General features: G+C 73.0%; 15 protein-coding genes. 9 read left to right on the top strand and 6 right to left on the bottom strand.

Features of this window, described 5'->3' with window-relative positions; genetic code table 11:
* Window positions 1-210 precede the first annotated feature (210 nt).
* The 3 genes from BI06_RS17885 to BI06_RS48125 all read left to right on the top strand — a co-directional run bounded on the left by BI06_RS17885 (window position 211) and on the right by BI06_RS48125 (window position 1610).
* A complete protein-coding gene (locus BI06_RS17885) occupies window positions 211-681 on the top strand; it encodes a hypothetical protein (protein WP_043469096.1) in 471 nt (156 codons plus the stop codon).
* 168 nt (window positions 682-849) lie between these two features.
* Entirely contained in the window at window positions 850-1215 is a 366-nt protein-coding gene (locus BI06_RS17880) for a WhiB family transcriptional regulator (RefSeq protein ID WP_369826142.1), read from the top strand.
* Window positions 1212-1610, top strand: a complete 399-nt coding sequence (locus BI06_RS48125) for a hypothetical protein (protein WP_051741209.1) — start codon at window positions 1212-1214, stop codon at window positions 1608-1610. The genes BI06_RS17880 and BI06_RS48125 overlap by 4 nt, the downstream gene beginning before the upstream one ends.
* A gap of 210 nt (window positions 1611-1820) precedes the next feature.
* Here the strand turns inward: BI06_RS48125 and BI06_RS17870 are convergent, their stop codons facing one another.
* The 3 genes from BI06_RS17870 to BI06_RS17860 form a co-directional block, all read right to left on the bottom strand.
* Window positions 1821-3374 (bottom strand): AarF/ABC1/UbiB kinase family protein, encoded by a 1554-nt coding sequence (locus BI06_RS17870; protein ID WP_078879823.1) that lies wholly within the window; start codon window positions 3372-3374, stop codon window positions 1821-1823.
* A 191-nt stretch (window positions 3375-3565) separates the two neighbouring features.
* Complete coding sequence (locus BI06_RS17865; protein ID WP_043469094.1) at window positions 3566-5089, bottom strand: FAD-binding oxidoreductase; 1524 nt, start codon at window positions 5087-5089, stop codon at window positions 3566-3568.
* 195 nt (window positions 5090-5284) lie between these two features.
* Window positions 5285-6460, bottom strand: coding sequence for a ThiF family adenylyltransferase (locus BI06_RS17860; RefSeq protein ID WP_206743640.1), 1176 nt, complete (start codon window positions 6458-6460; stop codon window positions 5285-5287).
* 168 nt (window positions 6461-6628) lie between these two features.
* Between BI06_RS17860 and BI06_RS17855 the strand changes: the two genes are divergently transcribed.
* Window positions 6629-7336: a M48 family metallopeptidase gene (locus BI06_RS17855; protein ID WP_082558576.1), complete on the top strand. Its 708-nt coding sequence runs from the start codon at window positions 6629-6631 to the stop codon at window positions 7334-7336.
* 127 nt (window positions 7337-7463) lie between these two features.
* On the opposite strand, the gene BI06_RS17850 is transcribed toward BI06_RS17855, so the two are convergent.
* Both BI06_RS17850 and BI06_RS17845 read right to left on the bottom strand, forming a co-directional pair.
* Complete coding sequence (locus tag BI06_RS17850; protein ID WP_043469092.1) at window positions 7464-8084, bottom strand: NUDIX hydrolase; 621 nt, start codon at window positions 8082-8084, stop codon at window positions 7464-7466.
* Window positions 8081-9658: a zinc-dependent metalloprotease gene (locus BI06_RS17845; RefSeq protein WP_043469859.1), complete on the bottom strand. Its 1578-nt coding sequence runs from the start codon at window positions 9656-9658 to the stop codon at window positions 8081-8083. The genes BI06_RS17850 and BI06_RS17845 overlap by 4 nt, the downstream gene beginning before the upstream one ends.
* 209 nt (window positions 9659-9867) lie before the next feature.
* Here BI06_RS17845 and BI06_RS17840 point away from each other — a divergent pair, with 209 nt between their 5' ends.
* The 4 genes from BI06_RS17840 to BI06_RS17825 all read left to right on the top strand — a co-directional run bounded on the left by BI06_RS17840 (window position 9868) and on the right by BI06_RS17825 (window position 13196).
* Window positions 9868-11016, top strand: coding sequence for an NAD-dependent epimerase/dehydratase family protein (locus BI06_RS17840; RefSeq protein ID WP_030392910.1), 1149 nt, complete (start codon window positions 9868-9870; stop codon window positions 11014-11016).
* Between the two features lie 155 nt (window positions 11017-11171).
* Window positions 11172-11612 carry a molybdenum cofactor biosynthesis protein MoaE gene (locus BI06_RS17835; RefSeq protein WP_233290175.1) on the top strand — a complete coding sequence of 147 codons (441 nt, stop codon included), beginning with the start codon at window positions 11172-11174 and terminating at the stop codon, window positions 11610-11612.
* Between the two features lie 255 nt (window positions 11613-11867).
* Complete coding sequence (locus tag BI06_RS17830; RefSeq protein ID WP_030392908.1) at window positions 11868-12056, top strand: hypothetical protein; 189 nt, start codon at window positions 11868-11870, stop codon at window positions 12054-12056.
* 63 nt (window positions 12057-12119) lie between these two features.
* On the top strand, window positions 12120-13196 hold the full coding sequence (locus tag BI06_RS17825; protein ID WP_082558526.1) for a PDZ domain-containing protein: 1077 nt from the start codon (window positions 12120-12122) through the stop codon (window positions 13194-13196).
* A gap of 63 nt (window positions 13197-13259) precedes the next feature.
* Here BI06_RS17825 and BI06_RS17820 read toward each other — a convergent pair whose 3' ends face one another.
* Complete coding sequence (locus tag BI06_RS17820; RefSeq protein ID WP_030392906.1) at window positions 13260-13823, bottom strand: PPA1309 family protein; 564 nt, start codon at window positions 13821-13823, stop codon at window positions 13260-13262.
* Window positions 13824-14020: 197 nt separating this feature from the next.
* On the opposite strand from BI06_RS17820, the gene BI06_RS17815 reads away from it, so the two are divergent.
* On the top strand, window positions 14021-16993 hold the full coding sequence (locus BI06_RS17815) for a UPF0182 family protein (RefSeq protein WP_043469087.1): 2973 nt from the start codon (window positions 14021-14023) through the stop codon (window positions 16991-16993).
* Window positions 16994-17067: the final 74 nt, after the last annotated feature.

The following is a 17067-nucleotide window of genomic DNA, read 5'->3' as shown; positions in this document are numbered from 1 at the left end:
TCGGGAAACTCGCCGGAAAAATAGTTTGCGCGCCGTACCGGGAGCGCAATAGCCTGCCGGAGCGGTCAAGGGGACGCGAGCGCACGGGGTGAAACCTGTCGCTGTGCCCCCCTGCCCCACCAGCTTCACCGAGACAGACATCCGAACAGTTCGGAGCCCGGGAAACCAGGCTCCGCGAGACGCCGAGAGGAGGCGAAGACAGTGGGAACCATGATCACGAAAATGACTGGCCAGACCGTCGACGCTGCCTCCGTGCGTGCCGCCGCCAGCCTGCGGACCACCGCCGAGCTGTGCGGAACCGGTCTGGGTTTCGACACCACCGGTGTCTCGGTTGCTCCCGCGTTCGCCGCCTCCGTTGTCAGTGGTCTTGGACACACTGGCTTCGGCAGCAATGGCGATGAGGGCGGCAACTTTGGTGCCACCCGTGTCGAGATTGGTCTGTCCGGCGACTGGGCGTCGGTCGACGAGTCCCGCTCCCCGCGTGACGAGCGACCGACCCAGGCACCGAAGACGGCCGTAGCCGTCGCCATGCATGGCGGCTATGCGCAGCTCATCGGTGCCGGAAACGCCCAGAAGCAGAACCAGCAGCAGATCGACCTGGCCATGGTCGTCCTCGCGGACGCCACGGCCGTCCGGATGCGGGCCTTCCGCGGGCCTGAACCCTGGAGAGAACGAACCTGAGCAACCTCAGGTCGGCGCCTCCAGGGCCGCGGAACCCCGTCACACCGGGATCCGCGGCCCTTCTGTTTTGTCCGGTACGCAAGACCACCCAGGCCCTCCGGGGCCTCCGGCCCAGCCCCACCAGTCAGCTGAGCCGGACCCACTGAGAAGACGAGGAAGACGCACACAGTGTCCACGGTCATCACACCGCCCACCCCGTCCGTACCGCCGACAAGCCAGATCAAGGCCGACCAGGCCGACCCCCCGGAGGTTCTCCCCATGCAGTTCACCTCGATCGACCAGGCCGAGCAGCTCGGTCTCCCCATCCCGTGCCGCGCCTTCGACCCCGAGGTCTTCTTCGCCGAGACGCCCGCCGACGTCGAGTACGCGAAGTCCCTCTGCGGCACCTGCCCGGTCAAGGACGCCTGTCTCACCGGTGCGGTCGAGCGCCGCGAGCCGTGGGGCGTCTGGGGTGGCGAGCTCTTCGTCCAGGGTGTCGTCGTGGCCCGCAAGCGGCCGCGCGGCCGCCCGCGCAAGACCGAGGTCGCGGCGTGAACCCCGCGTCCGGGGCCGAGGCCGTCCGCCGGGGAGAGCAGCCCCTGCCGGACGACTCCCTCCGCCGCTCCGTACGCCTCGCGGCCGCCAAGGCCGACGCCGCCCGCATCCACCCCTTTCCGACGACGCACTCCGAGCAGGACCACCACATGACCGCCGCCGCCATCGATCCGACCGTCCGCGCTGAGCAGACCACCGAACTTCAGATCCAGAACAGGACCCTCGAAATGCAACTCCTCCACGAATCCCTGGCCCGGGCCCATATGCAAGAGCGCCTCCAGGAGGCCGAGCACCAACGGCTCGTCGGCCGGGTCGCCCGGGCCCACCGGCTCAAGCAGAAGGCCGAGCGCGCCTCGCTGCGGGCCCGCAAGGCCATCGCCGTCGCCCTGATGTGATGTCGCCCCGAGGTCGGACCACCGAGAGGTGGCGCCGACCCGAGGCGACATCGCCATGCCCGGGCAGTGCCGCCGGGTGACCGGGACGCCGGCACCCGCCCGGCCCCGCCGGACCCCCGTCGCGCCGCAGGCCGCCCCCCGACTCCGGGGGGCGGCCTGCGGCCGTTGCCCGCCGCGGCGGGCGGCGGGCAACGGTGGACGGTGGGGCGGTCAGTCCCCGGTCGACGGGCCCCGGCGCCGCGCGGGCGCCGACCGCTTCGTGGCCGCGCCCTTCTGGGTCGTGGCCTTCGGAGCCGCGGCCTTCTGCGACGCGGTCTTCCGGGCGGCGGCCTTCCCGGTCGTGCCCTGTTCCGTCGTGTCCTGCTCCGTCGTGTCCTGCTCGGTCGTGCCCTCGGGAGCCGCCGTCCGCGCCGTCGGGCGGCTGCCCGCCGAGCCCGGCCCCGCGAACTCCGGCAGCCACTCCAGCATCTCGACCCGGAACGGCGCCTTCGCACCCAACTGGCACAGCACCCCGATGGTGCTCAGCGTCACCCGGTGGATCAGCAGGTACGACGGCGGCAGGTTCAACTGCTTGCCGAGGTTGTACGCGGGGGAGCGCGGATCCGCGATCCGCGCCGCCTGGGCCCGCATCCACGCCCGGGTGAAGTGGAACGACTCCACCGCCGCCGGCTCGATGATCGGCACCAGGTAGTCCAGCACCGCGTCCGGGTCCAGCTCGATCGAGGGCTTCACGAAGCCCTCCTCGCGCAGCATCGCCAGCACGCCCGCCGCGTCCCCGGCCAGCGCCATCCGCAGGGACGCCCCGATCGGCGCCGGCAGCCCGCCCGGCAGCCGGTCCACCGTCCCGAAGTCCAGCACCCCCAGCCGCCAGCCCTCCACCGGGCCGTCGTCCTTCAGCAGCCGGAAGTTGCCCGGGTGCGGATCCGCGTGCAGCAGCCCCGTCCGCGACGGACCGGCGAACAGGAACCGCGCCAGCAGCTTCCCCGCCCGGTCCCGCTCCTCCTGCGTCCCCGAGGCGATCACCTCGGCCAGGGGTGTGCCGTCCATCCACTCCGACACCAGGACCTGGTCCGCCTGGGCGACCACCCCGGGCACCGCGATCTCCGGATCGTCCGCGAACTCCTCGGCATGACGGCGCTGGGCCTGGGCCTCCAGCTCGTAGTCGAGCTCCTCGGCGACCCGCTCCCGCAGCTCCGTGATCAAGGGCTTGATGTCCAGGCCCGGAATCAGCGGACCCAGCAGCCACGCCACCCGGCTCAGCTGCGTCAGGTCCGCCAGCAGCGCGTCACCGGCTCCCGGGTACTGGACCTTGACCGCGACGGTGCGGCCGTCGTGCCACACCGCCCGGTGCACCTGGCCGATCGACGCGGCCGCCGACGGCCGGTCCTCGAACTCCAGGAACAGGCTCCGCCAGTCCGCGCCCAGCCGCTCCGCCAGAGCCGCGTGCACCTTCGCGGCCGGCATCGGCGGCGCGGCGTCCTGCAGCTTGGTCAACGCCGCCCGGTACGGTCCGGCCACCTCCTCGGGCAGCGCGGCCTCGAAGACGGACAGCACCTGTCCGAACTTCATCGCCCCGCCCTTGAGCTCGCCCAGGACCTTGAACAGCTGGTCGGCGGTCGCCTGTTGCAGCTCGGCGGTCACCACCTCGGCCGACCGGCCGCCGATCCGCTTCCCCAACCCCAGGGTGGCCCGGCCGGCTATCCCCAGCGGCAGGGCGGCGAGTCTTGCCGTGCGGGTCATTGCCTTGCGCGGAAGATCGCTCACCCGGGCCTCCAAGTCGACATGCCCCAGGCCCCCGCGGCGGGGGCCGACCGTCATACGCCATTGTGCCCGCTCGACGGTGCGGCCCCGGCCGGAATCGGCCGCCCCGCCGGGGTGGTGCCGGTCGCCGTCGGGCCCGGAGCTCCGGGTTCGGACCTCCGGGCCCGACGGTCGGGCCCGGAGGCCGGGCCGGGTCAGCCCCCGACGGCCTGGGCGAAGGAGAACAGCCGGTGCGGGTCGTACCGGCGCTTCACCGCGACCAGCCGGGGATAGTTCTCCCCGTAGTAGGCGCCCCGCCAGTCCGGCAGTCCGGGATCGACGAAGTTCTGGTACGTCTCGCCGGAGGAGTGCGGGTCGAGTACCGCGAAACCGGCGTCCGCCCAGCTCCGGGCCGCCGCGATCGCCGTCGGGTCCACCGGCCCGGAGGCGATCACCGCGCCGAGGCTCGCGTTGAACAGCGCGTTCCGGTGGACGTAGGCGGTGGCCGTGCGCGCCGGATCGTTGGCGGCGCCGCCGAGCGCGCTCAACTGCACCATCCGCTGCTGCCCGGCCAGCCGGTCCCGGTCCAGCAGGCCGACCGCGGCCTCCCAGACCGCGCGCGGCGGCGGGGCGTCGAACAGGCGGCCCCGGTCCACCGCCGCGGTCGGCCGGGGCAGCAGGGCCGCCGGCCCGGTACCCGTCCGGTGGCACTGGTCCTGGGTGTAGGCGCCGCAGCCGTAGAAGCCCATCATGACGGACAGGTACGGGGCGGTGTAGCCGCTCCGGGACGCCGGCACCGCGCCCACCAGGTCGACCAACCGGCCTATCTGGGTGTTGAGTTCGGCCTCGGTGCCGACCGAACCGATCAGTACCGAGACGAACGGGGTGGCGCCGGGCGCGGCGTCCCGCAGACCGACCACCGCGCCGCCGCCCAGGGTCCGCGGGGCGTCGGGGAGCCAGTGCGCCCAGGCGTCCAGCACATCCACCGCGCGGTCGAAGGACCAGGTGAGGCTGGCCATGCTCAGGGTCGTCACCGGCACCGGGGTCACCGTGTAGGAGGTGACGACACCGAAGTTGCCGCCACCGCCGCCGCGCAGCGCCCAGTACAGGTCGTCGTGCTCCTCGGCCGAGGCGGTGACGGTCCGGCCGTTCGCCAGCACCACCCGGGCCGAGGTCACCTTGTCGCTGGAGATGCCGACATGGCGGGTCAGCAGGCCGATGCCGCCGCCCTGGAGGAAGCCGCCGAGGGACACGGTGGGGCAGAAGCCGCCGGAGACGGCCAGGCCGTGCGGGGCGACGGCGTTGGTCACGTCGACGAGCTGGGTGCCGCCGCCGAAGGTGGCGGACCCGGGTGTCACCGCGGCGCTGTTCAGCCGGGAGACGTCGACCACCAGACCGGTGCCGGTGGACCAGCCGCCGCCGCTGTGGCCGCCGGCGCGGACGGCGATCGGCAGGTCGTGGTCCTGGGCGTAGCGGAGGCAGAGCGAGACGTCCGCCTCGTCGACGCAGTAGGCGACGGCGGCCGGTTCGACCGAGTCGAAGCGGGCCTGGCCGATCTGCTTGGCGACGTCGTAGGTCGGGTCGCCGGGGAGGACGAGCGTGCCGTGCAGACGGTCGGAGAGCCGGGACCATCGTCGTCGCCCGGCCTCGGGCGCGGTGGCGACGGCGGGCAGGGCCGGGACGGCGGCCAGCGGGACGGCCAGGGCCCCGGCGCCGATGAGCGATCTGCGAGTGATCATGTCGATACCTCTCGGTGAGGTCGTGCACGAGCGTTGCGATCGTTGCGCGTGCCACCCTCGGCATCGGCCGGGCGGCCGACGCCACAGTAGTAGCTCCAGGGCCCTGCGGTGCCCCCTTTTCCCGCGCGACTGACGAATGATCAAGACTCTTCCCCTCCAGTCCGGTTGGTGATCCGGAAGAGAGTGCCCCGGGTCTCAGTGCGGTGCGGTCGGCTGCCAGAGGCAGCCGCACTCCGGGTGGCCCTTGAGGCGCAGCCGGCGGGACGTCCCGTCGACGGCCGAGAGTTCGCACCAGCCGTCCAGGCTGGGCGGGCGGCCCCCGTCCAGGAACACCTGGACGTGCAGTGCGGCCAGCCCGGCGACCGCGGTGGCGAGGGCGGTGTCGCAGGCCGGTGTCGGGGCCTGCCCCGGGCCGCCGTCGGCGAGTTGGGCCAGGATCCTCGGCCAGGCGGCGTCCTGGTCCTCCCGGGCCAGGACCAGGCAGTGGCCGCAGGCCGAGACCCCCGGCGCGACCAGGGGGCCGACCACCCCGTACTCCTCGACCACGCCGACGTACAGGTGCGGGACGCCGGCCCGCAGCAGCTCCCGGGCCAGGGGTGTGCCGCCGGCGAAGGCCGCGCTGCCGTCGCGGGGCGCGAGCACCACCAGGTCGGGCGGCCCGGGTCTGGGGCGCCGGTTGCGCCGGGCCGGGCTCCGGGCCGCGGCCCGGTCGACGGCCTCGCGGGCGGCGGTGGCACGGATCCGGCCGACGTCGGTCGGCGGGAGCCCGGCGGGGGAGCAGTCGCCCGGCGCGACCCGGCCGGAGTCGACCACGGTGACCCTGCCGATGCCGCCCGCCGAGAGGACGGCGCCCACGGCCGCCCCGATCCGGCCGGCGCCGCGGACCTCGACGGCGTGCCCGGGCCGCCGGGCCAGGACGTCGGGCGCGGCGCCGGGGCCCGGGTGGATCAGCGACAGCGAGGCGAGGTCCGGGCCGAGCAGCTCGCGGTGCGGCTGCGGGAAGAGCGCGAGGGCGCCGGCCGCGGCCTCGGCGTCGTCGAGCACCCCGGCCTCCTCCAGGAGGTCGAGGAGGGAGTCGGCCGGGTCGCGCCCGAAGCCGATCCGCTCGCTCTCGGCCAGCAGGGCGGGCCGGTCGCGAGTCCCGTCGACCAGGTCGAGGAACTCGCGCAGCACCTTGCCGGAGGCGTGGGCGAGCACGCCCGCGTGCTGGGGGACGGTGCCGAACTGCAGGGTGTCCGAGTCCCGCCAGCTGCGGGAGAGGGCGGGCTTGAGGGCGAGGCGCACGGTGGTCTTCCTCCCGATCGTTTCCGGACGGTCGACGGCAGCATGCCCGATCGGGGTGACGGGGCGCGTCGGGTTGTCCACAGGCACGGATCGATGATCGGATGATCCGTTCGCATACCCTGTGGATAACTTGTCATGCGGACTGATGTCGGATTCCGGACACCTTCCGTCGGCCTTTCGTTCCCGATCGCTCCACGAAAGATTTCGGCCACGGCAGCGGACTTCTGTCAGGGGTAACGGGTAACGTCGTGTGCCATGGCAGCCGAACGGGACTCCCATCCCCCGGCGTCGCCTCGGCGTGCCCGTGCAGCGTCCGGGTCGCAAGTGGCGGCGCCGAGTACGCGTGGGCGTCCGGAGCAGCAGTGTCCGGAGCAGCAGCCGGCGCCCGCGCGGGAGCCCTTCGACCGCTCCCGGGTGGAGGTGCGGCGCAGTGCCCGCCGCAGTCGGACGGTGTCCGCGTACCGCGAGGGCGATCGCACCATCGTGCTGATCCCGGCCCGGATGTCGCACGCGGAGGAGCAGCGCTGGGTCGCGCAGATGCTGGAGAAGCTGGCGGCGCAGGAGAGCCGCCGGGTGCTCGGCGACGATGCGCTGGTGGCCCGGGCGCGGGAGCTCTCGGCGGCGTATCTCGGCGGTCGGGCCCAGCCCGCCCAGGTCCGCTGGGTGACCAATCAGAACTCGCGCTGGGGTTCGTGCACCCCCAGTGAGCGGACGATCCGGCTCTCGCACCGCCTGCAGGGGATGCCGGAGTACGTGGTCGACTACGTGCTGCTGCACGAGCTGGCGCACCTGCTGGTGCCGGACCACGGTCCGGACTTCTGGGCGCTGCTGGAGGCGTATCCGCGGACGGAGCGGGCGCGGGGCTATCTGGAGGGCGTGGTGTCGGCGGCCCGGCTGCCGCACATCCCGGGAGCTCGGCACGAGGATCCGGCGGAGCCCGGTCCGGCCGAGTCCTGCGGCTGAGTCCTGCGGCCGGTACCTGTGGCTCGGTCCTTCCGCCGGTCCCGGTGGATCGACGGAGGAAGACGGCGGAGGGGCGCGGGCCAATGCGGCCCGCGCCCCTCCCGTCGTACTCGCGCCCCCGAACGCCTCAGCCGGTGAGTTCGCGCGCGCGGGCGACGAGGTCGCGCACCGAGTGGTCGGTGAGCTCCGGCAGGCGGTCGTAGTCGAACCAGCGCAGGTCGAGCGACTCCTCGCTGATCAGCGCCTGGGCGCCGGGCGGTGCCACCGCGATGTACTGGACGTCGAGGTGGGTGTTCTCCGGCCGGTCCTTGCCGGTGCAGCGGACCTGGTGGCGGTCGAGCTTGACCGGGACGGGCGCGCCGTCGCGGGTGAGCAGCGCGAGGTCGGGGATGCCGGACTCCTCGGTGGCCTCGCGCAGGGCGGCCGCGGCGAGGTCGCCGTCGCCGGGCTCGCAGTGGCCGCCCATCTGCAGCCAGCGGCCCACCTTGGGGTGCAGGGTGAGCAGGACGCGCCCGGCGGCGGGGTCGACGACGGCGGCGCTGGCGGTGATGTGGGCGGGCAGGCAGGAGCGGTACATGCCCCCGGGCTGCTCGGCGAGGTGGCGCAGGTAGTCGAGGCGGAGCCGGTCCTGTTCGGGCTCGGCGGGCCGCCAGTCGGTCAGGGCGCGGACCGCGTCGGCGTGCAGGGCGCTACCCCTGGGGGCGTCGTCCTGCCGGGCGTCGGCGAGGTCCGTCTCGGTGGCCGTCATGCGGTGGGCCCGCCCTTTCCCTGGTCGCCGTCGCTGCCGTTGCTGCCGTCGCCGCCGTCGGCGTCGTCGTTCTTCGTCAGGTCGGGCTTGGCGGACCCGGCGGCCCCGCCCGCGGCGGCCTCGCCGAGCAGCTTGTCGAGGGCGTCGAAGTCGATGCCGCCCTCCAGGTCGTCGGCGCTGCCGCGGTGCACGAAGGCGTCCGGGTCGTCGAGGTCGGCGGCGGTGGGGAGCATGTCGGGGTGCTGCCAGAGGTCGTCCCGGCCCTCGGTGCCGCGGGCGTCGGCGAGCAGCGCCCAGAGGCGGGCGGCGTCGCGCAGCCGGCGGGGGCGCAGTTCGAGGCCGACCAGGGTGGCGAAGGTCTGCTCGGCGGGCCCGCCGGCGGCGCGGCGGCGGCGGACGGTCTCGCGCAGGGCGCCGGCCTGCGGCAGGTGGGGCTCGGCGGCGGCGTGCACGACCGCGTCGACCCAGCCCTCGACGAGCGCGAGGGCGGTCTCCAGACGGGCCAGGGCGGCCTTCTGCTCGGGGGTGTCCTCGGGCTGGAGCAGACCACCGGCGAGGGCCTCCTGGAGGGCCTCGGGGTTGCCCGGGTCGAGCTGGCCGACGAGCTCCTCCATCCGGGAGGTGTCGACCTTGATGCCCCGGGCGTACGCCTCGACGGCGCCGAGCAGGTGGGCGCGCAGCCACGGCACGTGGGCGAACAGTCGCTGGTGGGCGGCTTCGCGCAGGGCGAGGTAGAGGCGGACCTCCTCGGCCGGCACATTGAGGCCCTCGCCGAACTCGGCGACGTTCTGGGGCAGCAGCGCGGCCTTGCCGGCGGGGGCGAGCGGCAGGCCGACGTCGGTGGAGCCGACCACCTCGCCGGCGAGGGCGCCGAGGGCCTGGCCGATCTGGGTGCCGAACATGGCGCCGCCCATGGACCGCATCATGCCCATCAGCGGGCCGGCCATGGCCTGCATCTCCTCGGGGAGGACACCGCCCATGGCGTTGCCGACCCGCTCGGCGACGGGGTCGACGAGGTCCTTCCAGACCGGGAGGGTGGCCTCGATCCACTCGGCGCGGCTCCAGGCCACGGCGGCCGCGGCGCCGGAGGGGAAGGTGGTGACGCCGTCGAGCCACAGGTCGGCGAGGCGGACGGCCTCGACCACGGCGGAGCGCTCGGCGTCGCCGACGGAGCGGTCCTTGCTCTTGCCCTCGGCGGGTTCGGCGACCACGGTCTGCCGGGCGATGTCCTTGGCGAGGTCCCAGTTCACCGGGCCGCCCTCGAAGGAGAGCATCTGGCCGAGCTGCTGGAAGGCGGCGCCGAGGTCGTTGGGGTTGAGGCCGCCGAACATCGCGGCGAAGGGGTTGTCGCCCGCGCCGGGCGCGCCGGGGCCACCCGCGCCGGGTCCGCCGGGCATGCCGGGCAGGCCCATGCCGAACAGGGCGCCCAGCGGGTTGTTCCCGCTGAAGCCGAAGGACTGCGGACCGGTGGGCTCGTCGCCCTGGTCCTTCTTCTTCGGGTCGTTGTCGGGCTTGGCCTTGCCGTCCTCGGGCTCCTCGGGCGGAACGCCGAATCCGAAGGGAAGGTCGCTCACGGGGTCCTCGATCCGGTCGGCCGTCATACGGGTGGTGGCGGTGTTTCCTGCTGCCCGGGGCGGTCGGCGGAGCTGGGGGACTCCCCGCCGGCGGGCGGCTCCCGGACGGCTGTACCGCGCCGGGTGCACCGCCGGGCCTCAGCCTCGGGCAGGATGGACGTACGTGACACACGTACGTACGCACATAAGCTAACCGTGGAGGATGGCCGGTGAGTTCCCCGCCTTCGGACGTTCGCTCTGGGCTGACCGGAGGAGAGGACGCCCCGGACACCACGGCGTCGCCGCCTCCAGCCTATGCCGGAAGACCCCTGACCGTGGCCGTCACAGGTGCCGCCGGAGTGCTCGGCGAACGGGTCGCGGCCCGGCTGGTGGCCTCGCCGGGGGTCCGGAAGGTGCTGGCCGTCGACGACCGGCGCGGTGAGGTGCCCGGGGTGCAGTGGCGGGTCCTCGACGTCCGGGACCCGGCCGTGGCCGAGCGCCTGGCCGGGGTGGACGTGGTGGTGCACCTCGCGATGGACCTGGGCATGGAGTCCGACCCGAGGGCGCGCAGCGCCTACAACGTGCGGGGCGCGCAGACGGTGCTGACGGCGGCCGCGGCGGCCGGGGTGCACCGGGTGGTGCTGTGCACGTCGGCGATGGTCTACGGCGCGCTGGCGGACAACGAGGTGCCGCTGGCGGAGGACTCGGAGCTGCGGGCGACCGAGGAGGCCTCGCTGGTCGGGGACCTGCTGGAGATCGAGCGGCTGGCACGCCGCGCGCCGAGGGCGCACCCGGGGCTGCAGGTGACGGTGCTGCGGCCGGCCGTGGTGGTGGGTCCCGGGGTGGACACGGTGCTGACCCGGCACTTCGAGGCGCCGAGGCTGCTGGTGGTGGCCGGGTCCCGGCCGTGCTGGCAGTTCTGCCACGTGGACGACCTGGCGGCGGCGCTGGAGTACGCGGCGCTCGGCCTGGTCGAGGGCGAGGTGACGGTCGGCTGCGACGGCTGGCTGGAGCAGGAGGACGTGGAGCGGCTGTCGGGGATCCGGCGGATGGAGCTGCCGGCCTCGCTCGCGCTGGGCACGGCGGCGCGGCTGCACCGGCTGGGGCTGACCCCGGCGCCGGCCGGGGACCTGGCCTACACGATGTACCCGTGGGTGGTGTCGGGGAGCCGGCTGCACGAGGCGGGCTGGCGTCCGACGCACACCAACGAGGAGGTGCTGGCGGAGCTGCTGGCGCAGGTGGCGGGCAAGCACGCGGTGGCGGGCCGGCGACTGGGCGGCAAGGAGGCGGCGACGAGTCTGGGCGCTGCGGGCGCGACGGTGGCGCTGGTGGGTACGGCGGCGCTGGTGCGGCGGGCGCGCAAGCGGCGCCGGTTCTGAGCGCCTCCGGTCCCGGGCCCCGAAGCCCGGGGCCGGGAGACCGGCCGCACCGGGACCCGCGTCCTTGAGCATGCCGTTCTCGCGATGCGAAATTTCGCAATCGTGATGCGGAAGGTACTTGCCCCCGCCCGCCCGGCATGGGCAATCATGGGGGCATGTCCGAGAACCACGACCCGATCCGCCTGCTCGCCATCCGCGACACCCCGCTCTCCCTCGACGAGGTGTACGAAGCGGTCGGTGACGACGCGGCCGGCGGGACGACCGTCTTCGTCGGGACGGTCCGCGACCACGACGGCGGCAAGCACGTCTCCGCGCTGGAGTACAGCTGCCACCCGACGGCGGAGCGCGAGCTGCGCCGGGTGGCCGAGAAGGTCGTCGCCGACTTCCCGGTCCGCGCGCTGGCCGCGGTGCACCGGGTGGGCCGGCTGGGGATCACCGACAAGGCCGTGATCGTCGCCGTCTCCTGCGCCCACCGGGGCGAGGCGTTCGCCGCCGCCCGGCGGCTGATCGACGACCTCAAGCACGAGGTGCCGATCTGGAAGCACCAGGTCTTCGCCGACGGCGAGGAGGAGTGGGTGGGCGCCGGGAGCTGCTGAGCAGCCGTCCGCGCAGCCGCTCGTACGTTCCTCGTACAGTCGTTCGTACGGCTGCCCGGGCACCCACTCGGACACCCGTCCTGCCCCCGCGACACGCAGGCGCGCCGGTCGCTCACTCGAACGGGTGTGGGCCGCTGCGCCGGATACTCCCTGGCAGTGAGCCGATCGGCCGTGCCGTAACCCGGACGGCGCCCGCAGCGTTGTCCGTCGGGATGGTTAATCTGCTCATAGACACGACGAGCTGGGAGTACTGAGATGGCTGTGCTCGCCTGGTTGATCATTCCCTGCGTCGCCGCGGTGCTGGCCGCCGTGTGGGCGGGTTGGGCCCAGCGGGCCCCGAGAGCGACGGGGGACCCGGCCTCGCTGGCCGAGCACCAGCGGTTCATGGCCGCGATGCAACGCACCACCGCCGGCGGCGGCCCCGAGGAGCGCACCGGCCGCTGACGCCGCCCGGCGTCCCGACGACCCGCCGGGCGCACGGTCACCCGCGTCCCGTACTGTCGAGGCATGCCACGCCGCTCTGCGACGATGCTCGCCGCCACCCTGCTGCTCATAGCGCTGCTCTGTGCCTCGGTGCTGATGAAGGTGCCGTACACCGAGATGAGCCCGGGCCCGACGTACAACACGCTCGGGGTGCAGGAGAAGACGGGCACGCCGGTGATCACCATCACCGGCCACGAGTCGTACCCGGCGAGCGGCCACCTCAACATGACCACGGTCCAGGTCACCGGCGCCAAGTACGAGCCGAGCCTGGTCAACGCGGTGGTCGGCTGGCTGCGCGACGACGTGCTGGTGGTGCCGCACGACAACGTCTACCCGAAGGGCCAGTCCGACGCCGACGCCAAGCGGCAGAACGCCGAGGAGTTCGCGCTCTCCGAGGACCACGCCCGCACCGCCGCGCTGAGCCAGCTCGGCATCCCGATGGGCAGCGAGCTGATCGTCCAGGCCGTCACCGCCGGCGCCCCGGCGGAGGGCCGGCTGCACGCGGGGGACCAGATCGTCGCGGTCGACGGCACCCCGGTGGCCGACGCGGACGCGGTCGCCAAGGCGGTCACCAAGCACCAGCCCGGCGAGCCGGCGGTCTTCACCGTGGTGCCCCGGGTCAAGGAGGGCTCGGTCGAGCCCGGCACCCGCACCGACATCAGCGTGCCGACCGTGAAGTCCCCGGACACCGGCGCGGCGATGGTCGGCATCCGCCCGGGCCTCAGGCACACCTACCCGTTCCGGATCGACATCGGGCTCCAGGACGTCGGCGGGCCCAGCGCCGGCCTGATGTTCTCGCTCGGCATCATCGACAAGCTGACCCCCGACGACCTGACCGCCGGACGGTTCGTGGCCGGCACGGGCACCATCGACGACGGGGGCCAGGTCGGGCCGATCGGCGGCATCTCGATGAAGCTGATCGCCGCCCGCGAGGCCGGCGCCGAGTTCTTCCTCACCCCGTCGGCGAACTGCGCCGAGGCGGCCAAGAACACCCCGTCGGGGCTGCGCCTGGTCAAGGTGGAGACGCTGGACGGCGCGCTGAAGGCGCTGGAGCAGGTCCGGTCCGGGCAGACCTCCGCGCTGCCGTCCTGCTCCTCCTAGAAGCAGAACCCGGCGCGGCCCGGGCCCCGGGGCTCCCGGACGGAGCCCCGGCCGGGGAGTCCGTCAGGAGAAGGTCGCCAGCAGCGCCTCGGTGAGGCCCGGCACCAGGTCGGGGCCGGTGAGCACCTCGCGCGCGACGTCCTTGGAGCGGAGCCGCAGCGCGACCTCCCGCTTGCCGCCGCGCAGCACCGCCGCGGTGATCCGCACCTCCTCGCGCTTGGGGTGGTTGGCCACCCACTCGGCGAGCTGGGCGTCGTTGGCGTTGCGCGGGCGGGACTGCTCGGCACCCGGCGGCAGCATCAGCCGCTCGACGACCAGCGCGCAGCCGACCACCGCGGCGGGCCAGGCGATGGTGCCGAGGAACTTGTCCAGCTCCATGCCGGCGGGCAGCTCGTCCTGCTCGACCGGGGTGAGACCGGGCTGGTCGCTGTCGGCGAGGCCGAGCTGCTCGGCGATACGGGGGTCGGCCTTGCGCAGCGCGGCGCTGTCGACCAGGGCGAAGAGGCGGGCCGGGAGGTCCCAGCCGAGGGTGGCGGCGTACTCGTCGATCTCCAGCGCGGCCCGGGTCAGCGGGCTGCCGGCCGGGAGGGTGGAGACGTCGTCGGGGAGGTTGGATCCATCGGACATGCCTCAATCCTCACACGCCGGGCGGTGCGCCGTGGCGCGCCGCCGGGCCGGGGCGGGGCCCCGGGGGAGGGCCCGCGTCGGGCGGGGTTGTCGTAACCGTCTGCTAACGGTGGGAACTCGACCAAAGACTGGTTAAGTTGCACTGAAGACCGACCGACTCAAGACGACACAACTGAGGTGCCACCGTGGTATTCCAGATGCCGGAACGCTCAGGGCCGGGGTTCCGGCGCAGGGTAGGCCCGCCCTCCCGGCGGGCGCGGGTGGCCCTGTTGACCCTGGGCGTACTCGCGGTGCTCTTCCTGCTGTTCGTCATGTTCGCGGGGTTCTGGACGGACTGGCTCTGGTTCAGGTCGGTCCACTACTCCTCGGTGTTCACCACCCAGCTGTGGACGAAGGTCGGCCTGTTCGCGGTGTTCGGCCTGCTGATGGCGGTGATCGTCGGCTTCAACGTGTGGCTGGCGCACCGGCTGCGGCCGCCGCTGTCGGCGATGTCGGTCGAGCAGCAGAGTCTGGACCGGTACCGCTCGGGGCTGGCGCCGTTCAAGCGCTGGGCACTGCTCGGGGTGTCGCTGGTGATCGGGCTGGTGGCGGGTGCCGCGGCCTCGGGCCAGTGGCGGACCTGGCTGCTGTGGACGAACGGGACCTCCTTCGGCGAGAAGGACGCGCAGTTCGGCAAGGACGTCTCGTTCTACGCCTTCGACCTTCCGTTCTACGAGTTCCTGCTGGGCTTCGCGTTCAGCGCGGTGATCGTCTCGCTGCTGACCTCGGCGCTGGTGCACTACCTCTACGGGGGGCTGCGGCTGCAGGGCCCCGGCCGGCGGGCGAGCACCGGCGCGCAGGGGCACCTCGCGGTGCTGCTGGGCGTCTTCGTGCTGCTGAAGGCGGTGGCGTACTGGCTGGACCGGTACGCGCTGGCGGTGAAGACCGGCGCCTACCGCGAGGTCTCCGGCTGGACCGGCCTGCGGTACGTGGACGCCAACGCGTTCCTGCCGGCGAAGACGATCCTGTTCTTCGTCGCGGTGATCTGCGCGGTGCTGTTCTTCCTGACCCCGGTGCGGCGCACCTGGGCGCCGGCCCTGATCGGGCTGGGCCTGATGGTGCTGTCGGCGGTGCTGATCGGCGGGGTGTACCCGGCGATCGTGCAGCAGTTCCAGGTCAAGCCGAACGAGCAGGCCAAGGAGACGCCCTACATCCAGAAGAACATCGACGCCACGCGCCGGGCGTACGGGATCGCGGACAGCCAGACGACCCCGTACACCCCGAAGGGCACGACCGACGCCGAGGCGCTGAAGCCGGACGCGCAGACCATCGCGGACATCCGGCTGATCGACCCGAACGTCGTCTCGCCGACCTTCCAGTCGATCGAGCAGCAGCGTTCGTACTACGCGTTCCCGCAGACCCTGGACGTGGACCGGTACGGCAAGGGCGAGGGCGCCCAGGACACCGTGATCGGCCTGCGCGAGCTGGACCTCAACGGTGTGCAGCGGAACTGGATCAACGACCACTTCAAGTACACCCACGGCTACGGTGCGGTCGTGGCCAAGGGCAACCAGGTCAACGACAAGGGCCAGCCGGTCTTCACCGAGTCCGGCCTGCCGGCGACGGGTTCGCTGGGCGACTACCAGCAGCGGATCTACTACGGCGAGAAGACCTCCACGTACTCGATCGTGGGCGGCTCCAACCAGGAGATCGACTACACCACCGACTCCGGTGAGAACAAGCAGTACAAGTACACCGGCGGCAGCGGCGTCTCGCTGGACAACCCGCTGACCCGGGCCGCGTACGCGGTCAAGTTCGCCGAGCCGCAGATCCTGTACGCGGGGGCGATCACCGACGGCGCCAAGGTGATCTACGACCGGACGCCCAAGGAGCGGGTGGAGAAGGTCGCGCCGTGGCTGTCGATCGACGCCGACCCGTACCCGGTGGTGCAGAACGGCCGGGTGGTCTGGGTACTGGACGGCTACACCACCTCGGACGGCTACCCCTTCTCGTCGAAGACGACGCTGGGCACGGCCACCAAGGACTCGCTGACCAACCAGCGCGGTGAGCTGCTGACCGTCGCCAACCAGGTCAACTACATCCGCAACTCGGTCAAGGCCACCGTGGACGCGTACACCGGCGAGGTGACGCTGTACCAGTGGGACGAGAACGACCCGGTGCTGAAGACCTGGATGAAGGCGTTCCCGGACACCGTGAAGGCCAAGGCGGAGATCCCGGGCACGTTGCTGCCGCACCTGCGGTACCCGCAGGACATGTTCAAGGTGCAGCGCGACCTGCTGGGCCAGTACCACGTGACCGACGCCGACTCGTTCTTCAACGGCAGCGACATCTGGCAGGTCCCGGTGGACCCGACCAGTGACACCAAGCAGTTCCAGCCGCCGTACTACCTGACGGTGCGGATGCCGGACCCGGCGGTCACCTCGGCGAGCTTCTCGCTGACCACCACCTTCGTGCCGCGCGGCCGGGACAACCTGGCGGCGTTCATGGCCGTCAGCGCCGACCCGGGGCCGGACTACGGCAAGATCCGGATCCTCAAGGTGCCGGGGGACTCCAAGACGCTCGGCCCCAACCTGGTGCAGTCGCAGTTCAACTCGCGGCAGGAGGTCGCGCAGCAGATCACCCTGCTGAAGAGCGGCGGCGACTCCGAACTCGAGTACGGCAACCTGCTGACGCTGCCCGTCGGCGGCGGACTCCTGAACGTGGAGCCCGTGTACGTCCGCGGGCGCGGTGCCAAGTACCCGACGCTGCAGAAGGTGCTGGCGGTCTACGGCAACGACAACGTGGCGTTCGAGAACACGCTGGAGGAGGCGCTGCGGAAGGTGTTCGCGGGCGCGGCGCCGGCGACCACGCCGACCGTCCCCACCACGCCGGGCAACCCGACGACGCCCACCAACCCGACCACGCCCACGCCGCAGGGATCGATCACCCCCGAGTTGCAGAAGGCGCTCGCGGACGCGGTGAAGGCCAACAACGACAGCCAGACCGCGTTCAAGAGCGGTGACTGGGTGGCGTGGGGCCAGGCCCAGAAGGCGCTCGGCGACGCGTTCAAGGCGATCGAGGCGGCCGAGCAGAAGGCCGGGATCACCCCTGCCCCGACGGCGCCCGCCACACCGCCCGCCACGCCGCCCGCGACCGGGGCGCCGACGCCGGCGCCGAGCGGGAGCCCCTGAGCTGTGCCGATCCCGCGCTGAGCGATTTCGGCCCCACCCCGCGCCCGTGCTATGGTTCAACTACCGACGCGGGG

It is taken from the genome of Kitasatospora sp. MBT66 (genome assembly GCF_000710405.2).
GTDB classification, from domain to species: Bacteria; Actinomycetota; Actinomycetes; order Streptomycetales; family Streptomycetaceae; genus Kitasatospora; species Kitasatospora purpeofusca.
This window is presented reverse-complemented; position numbering and strand designations above follow the sequence as displayed.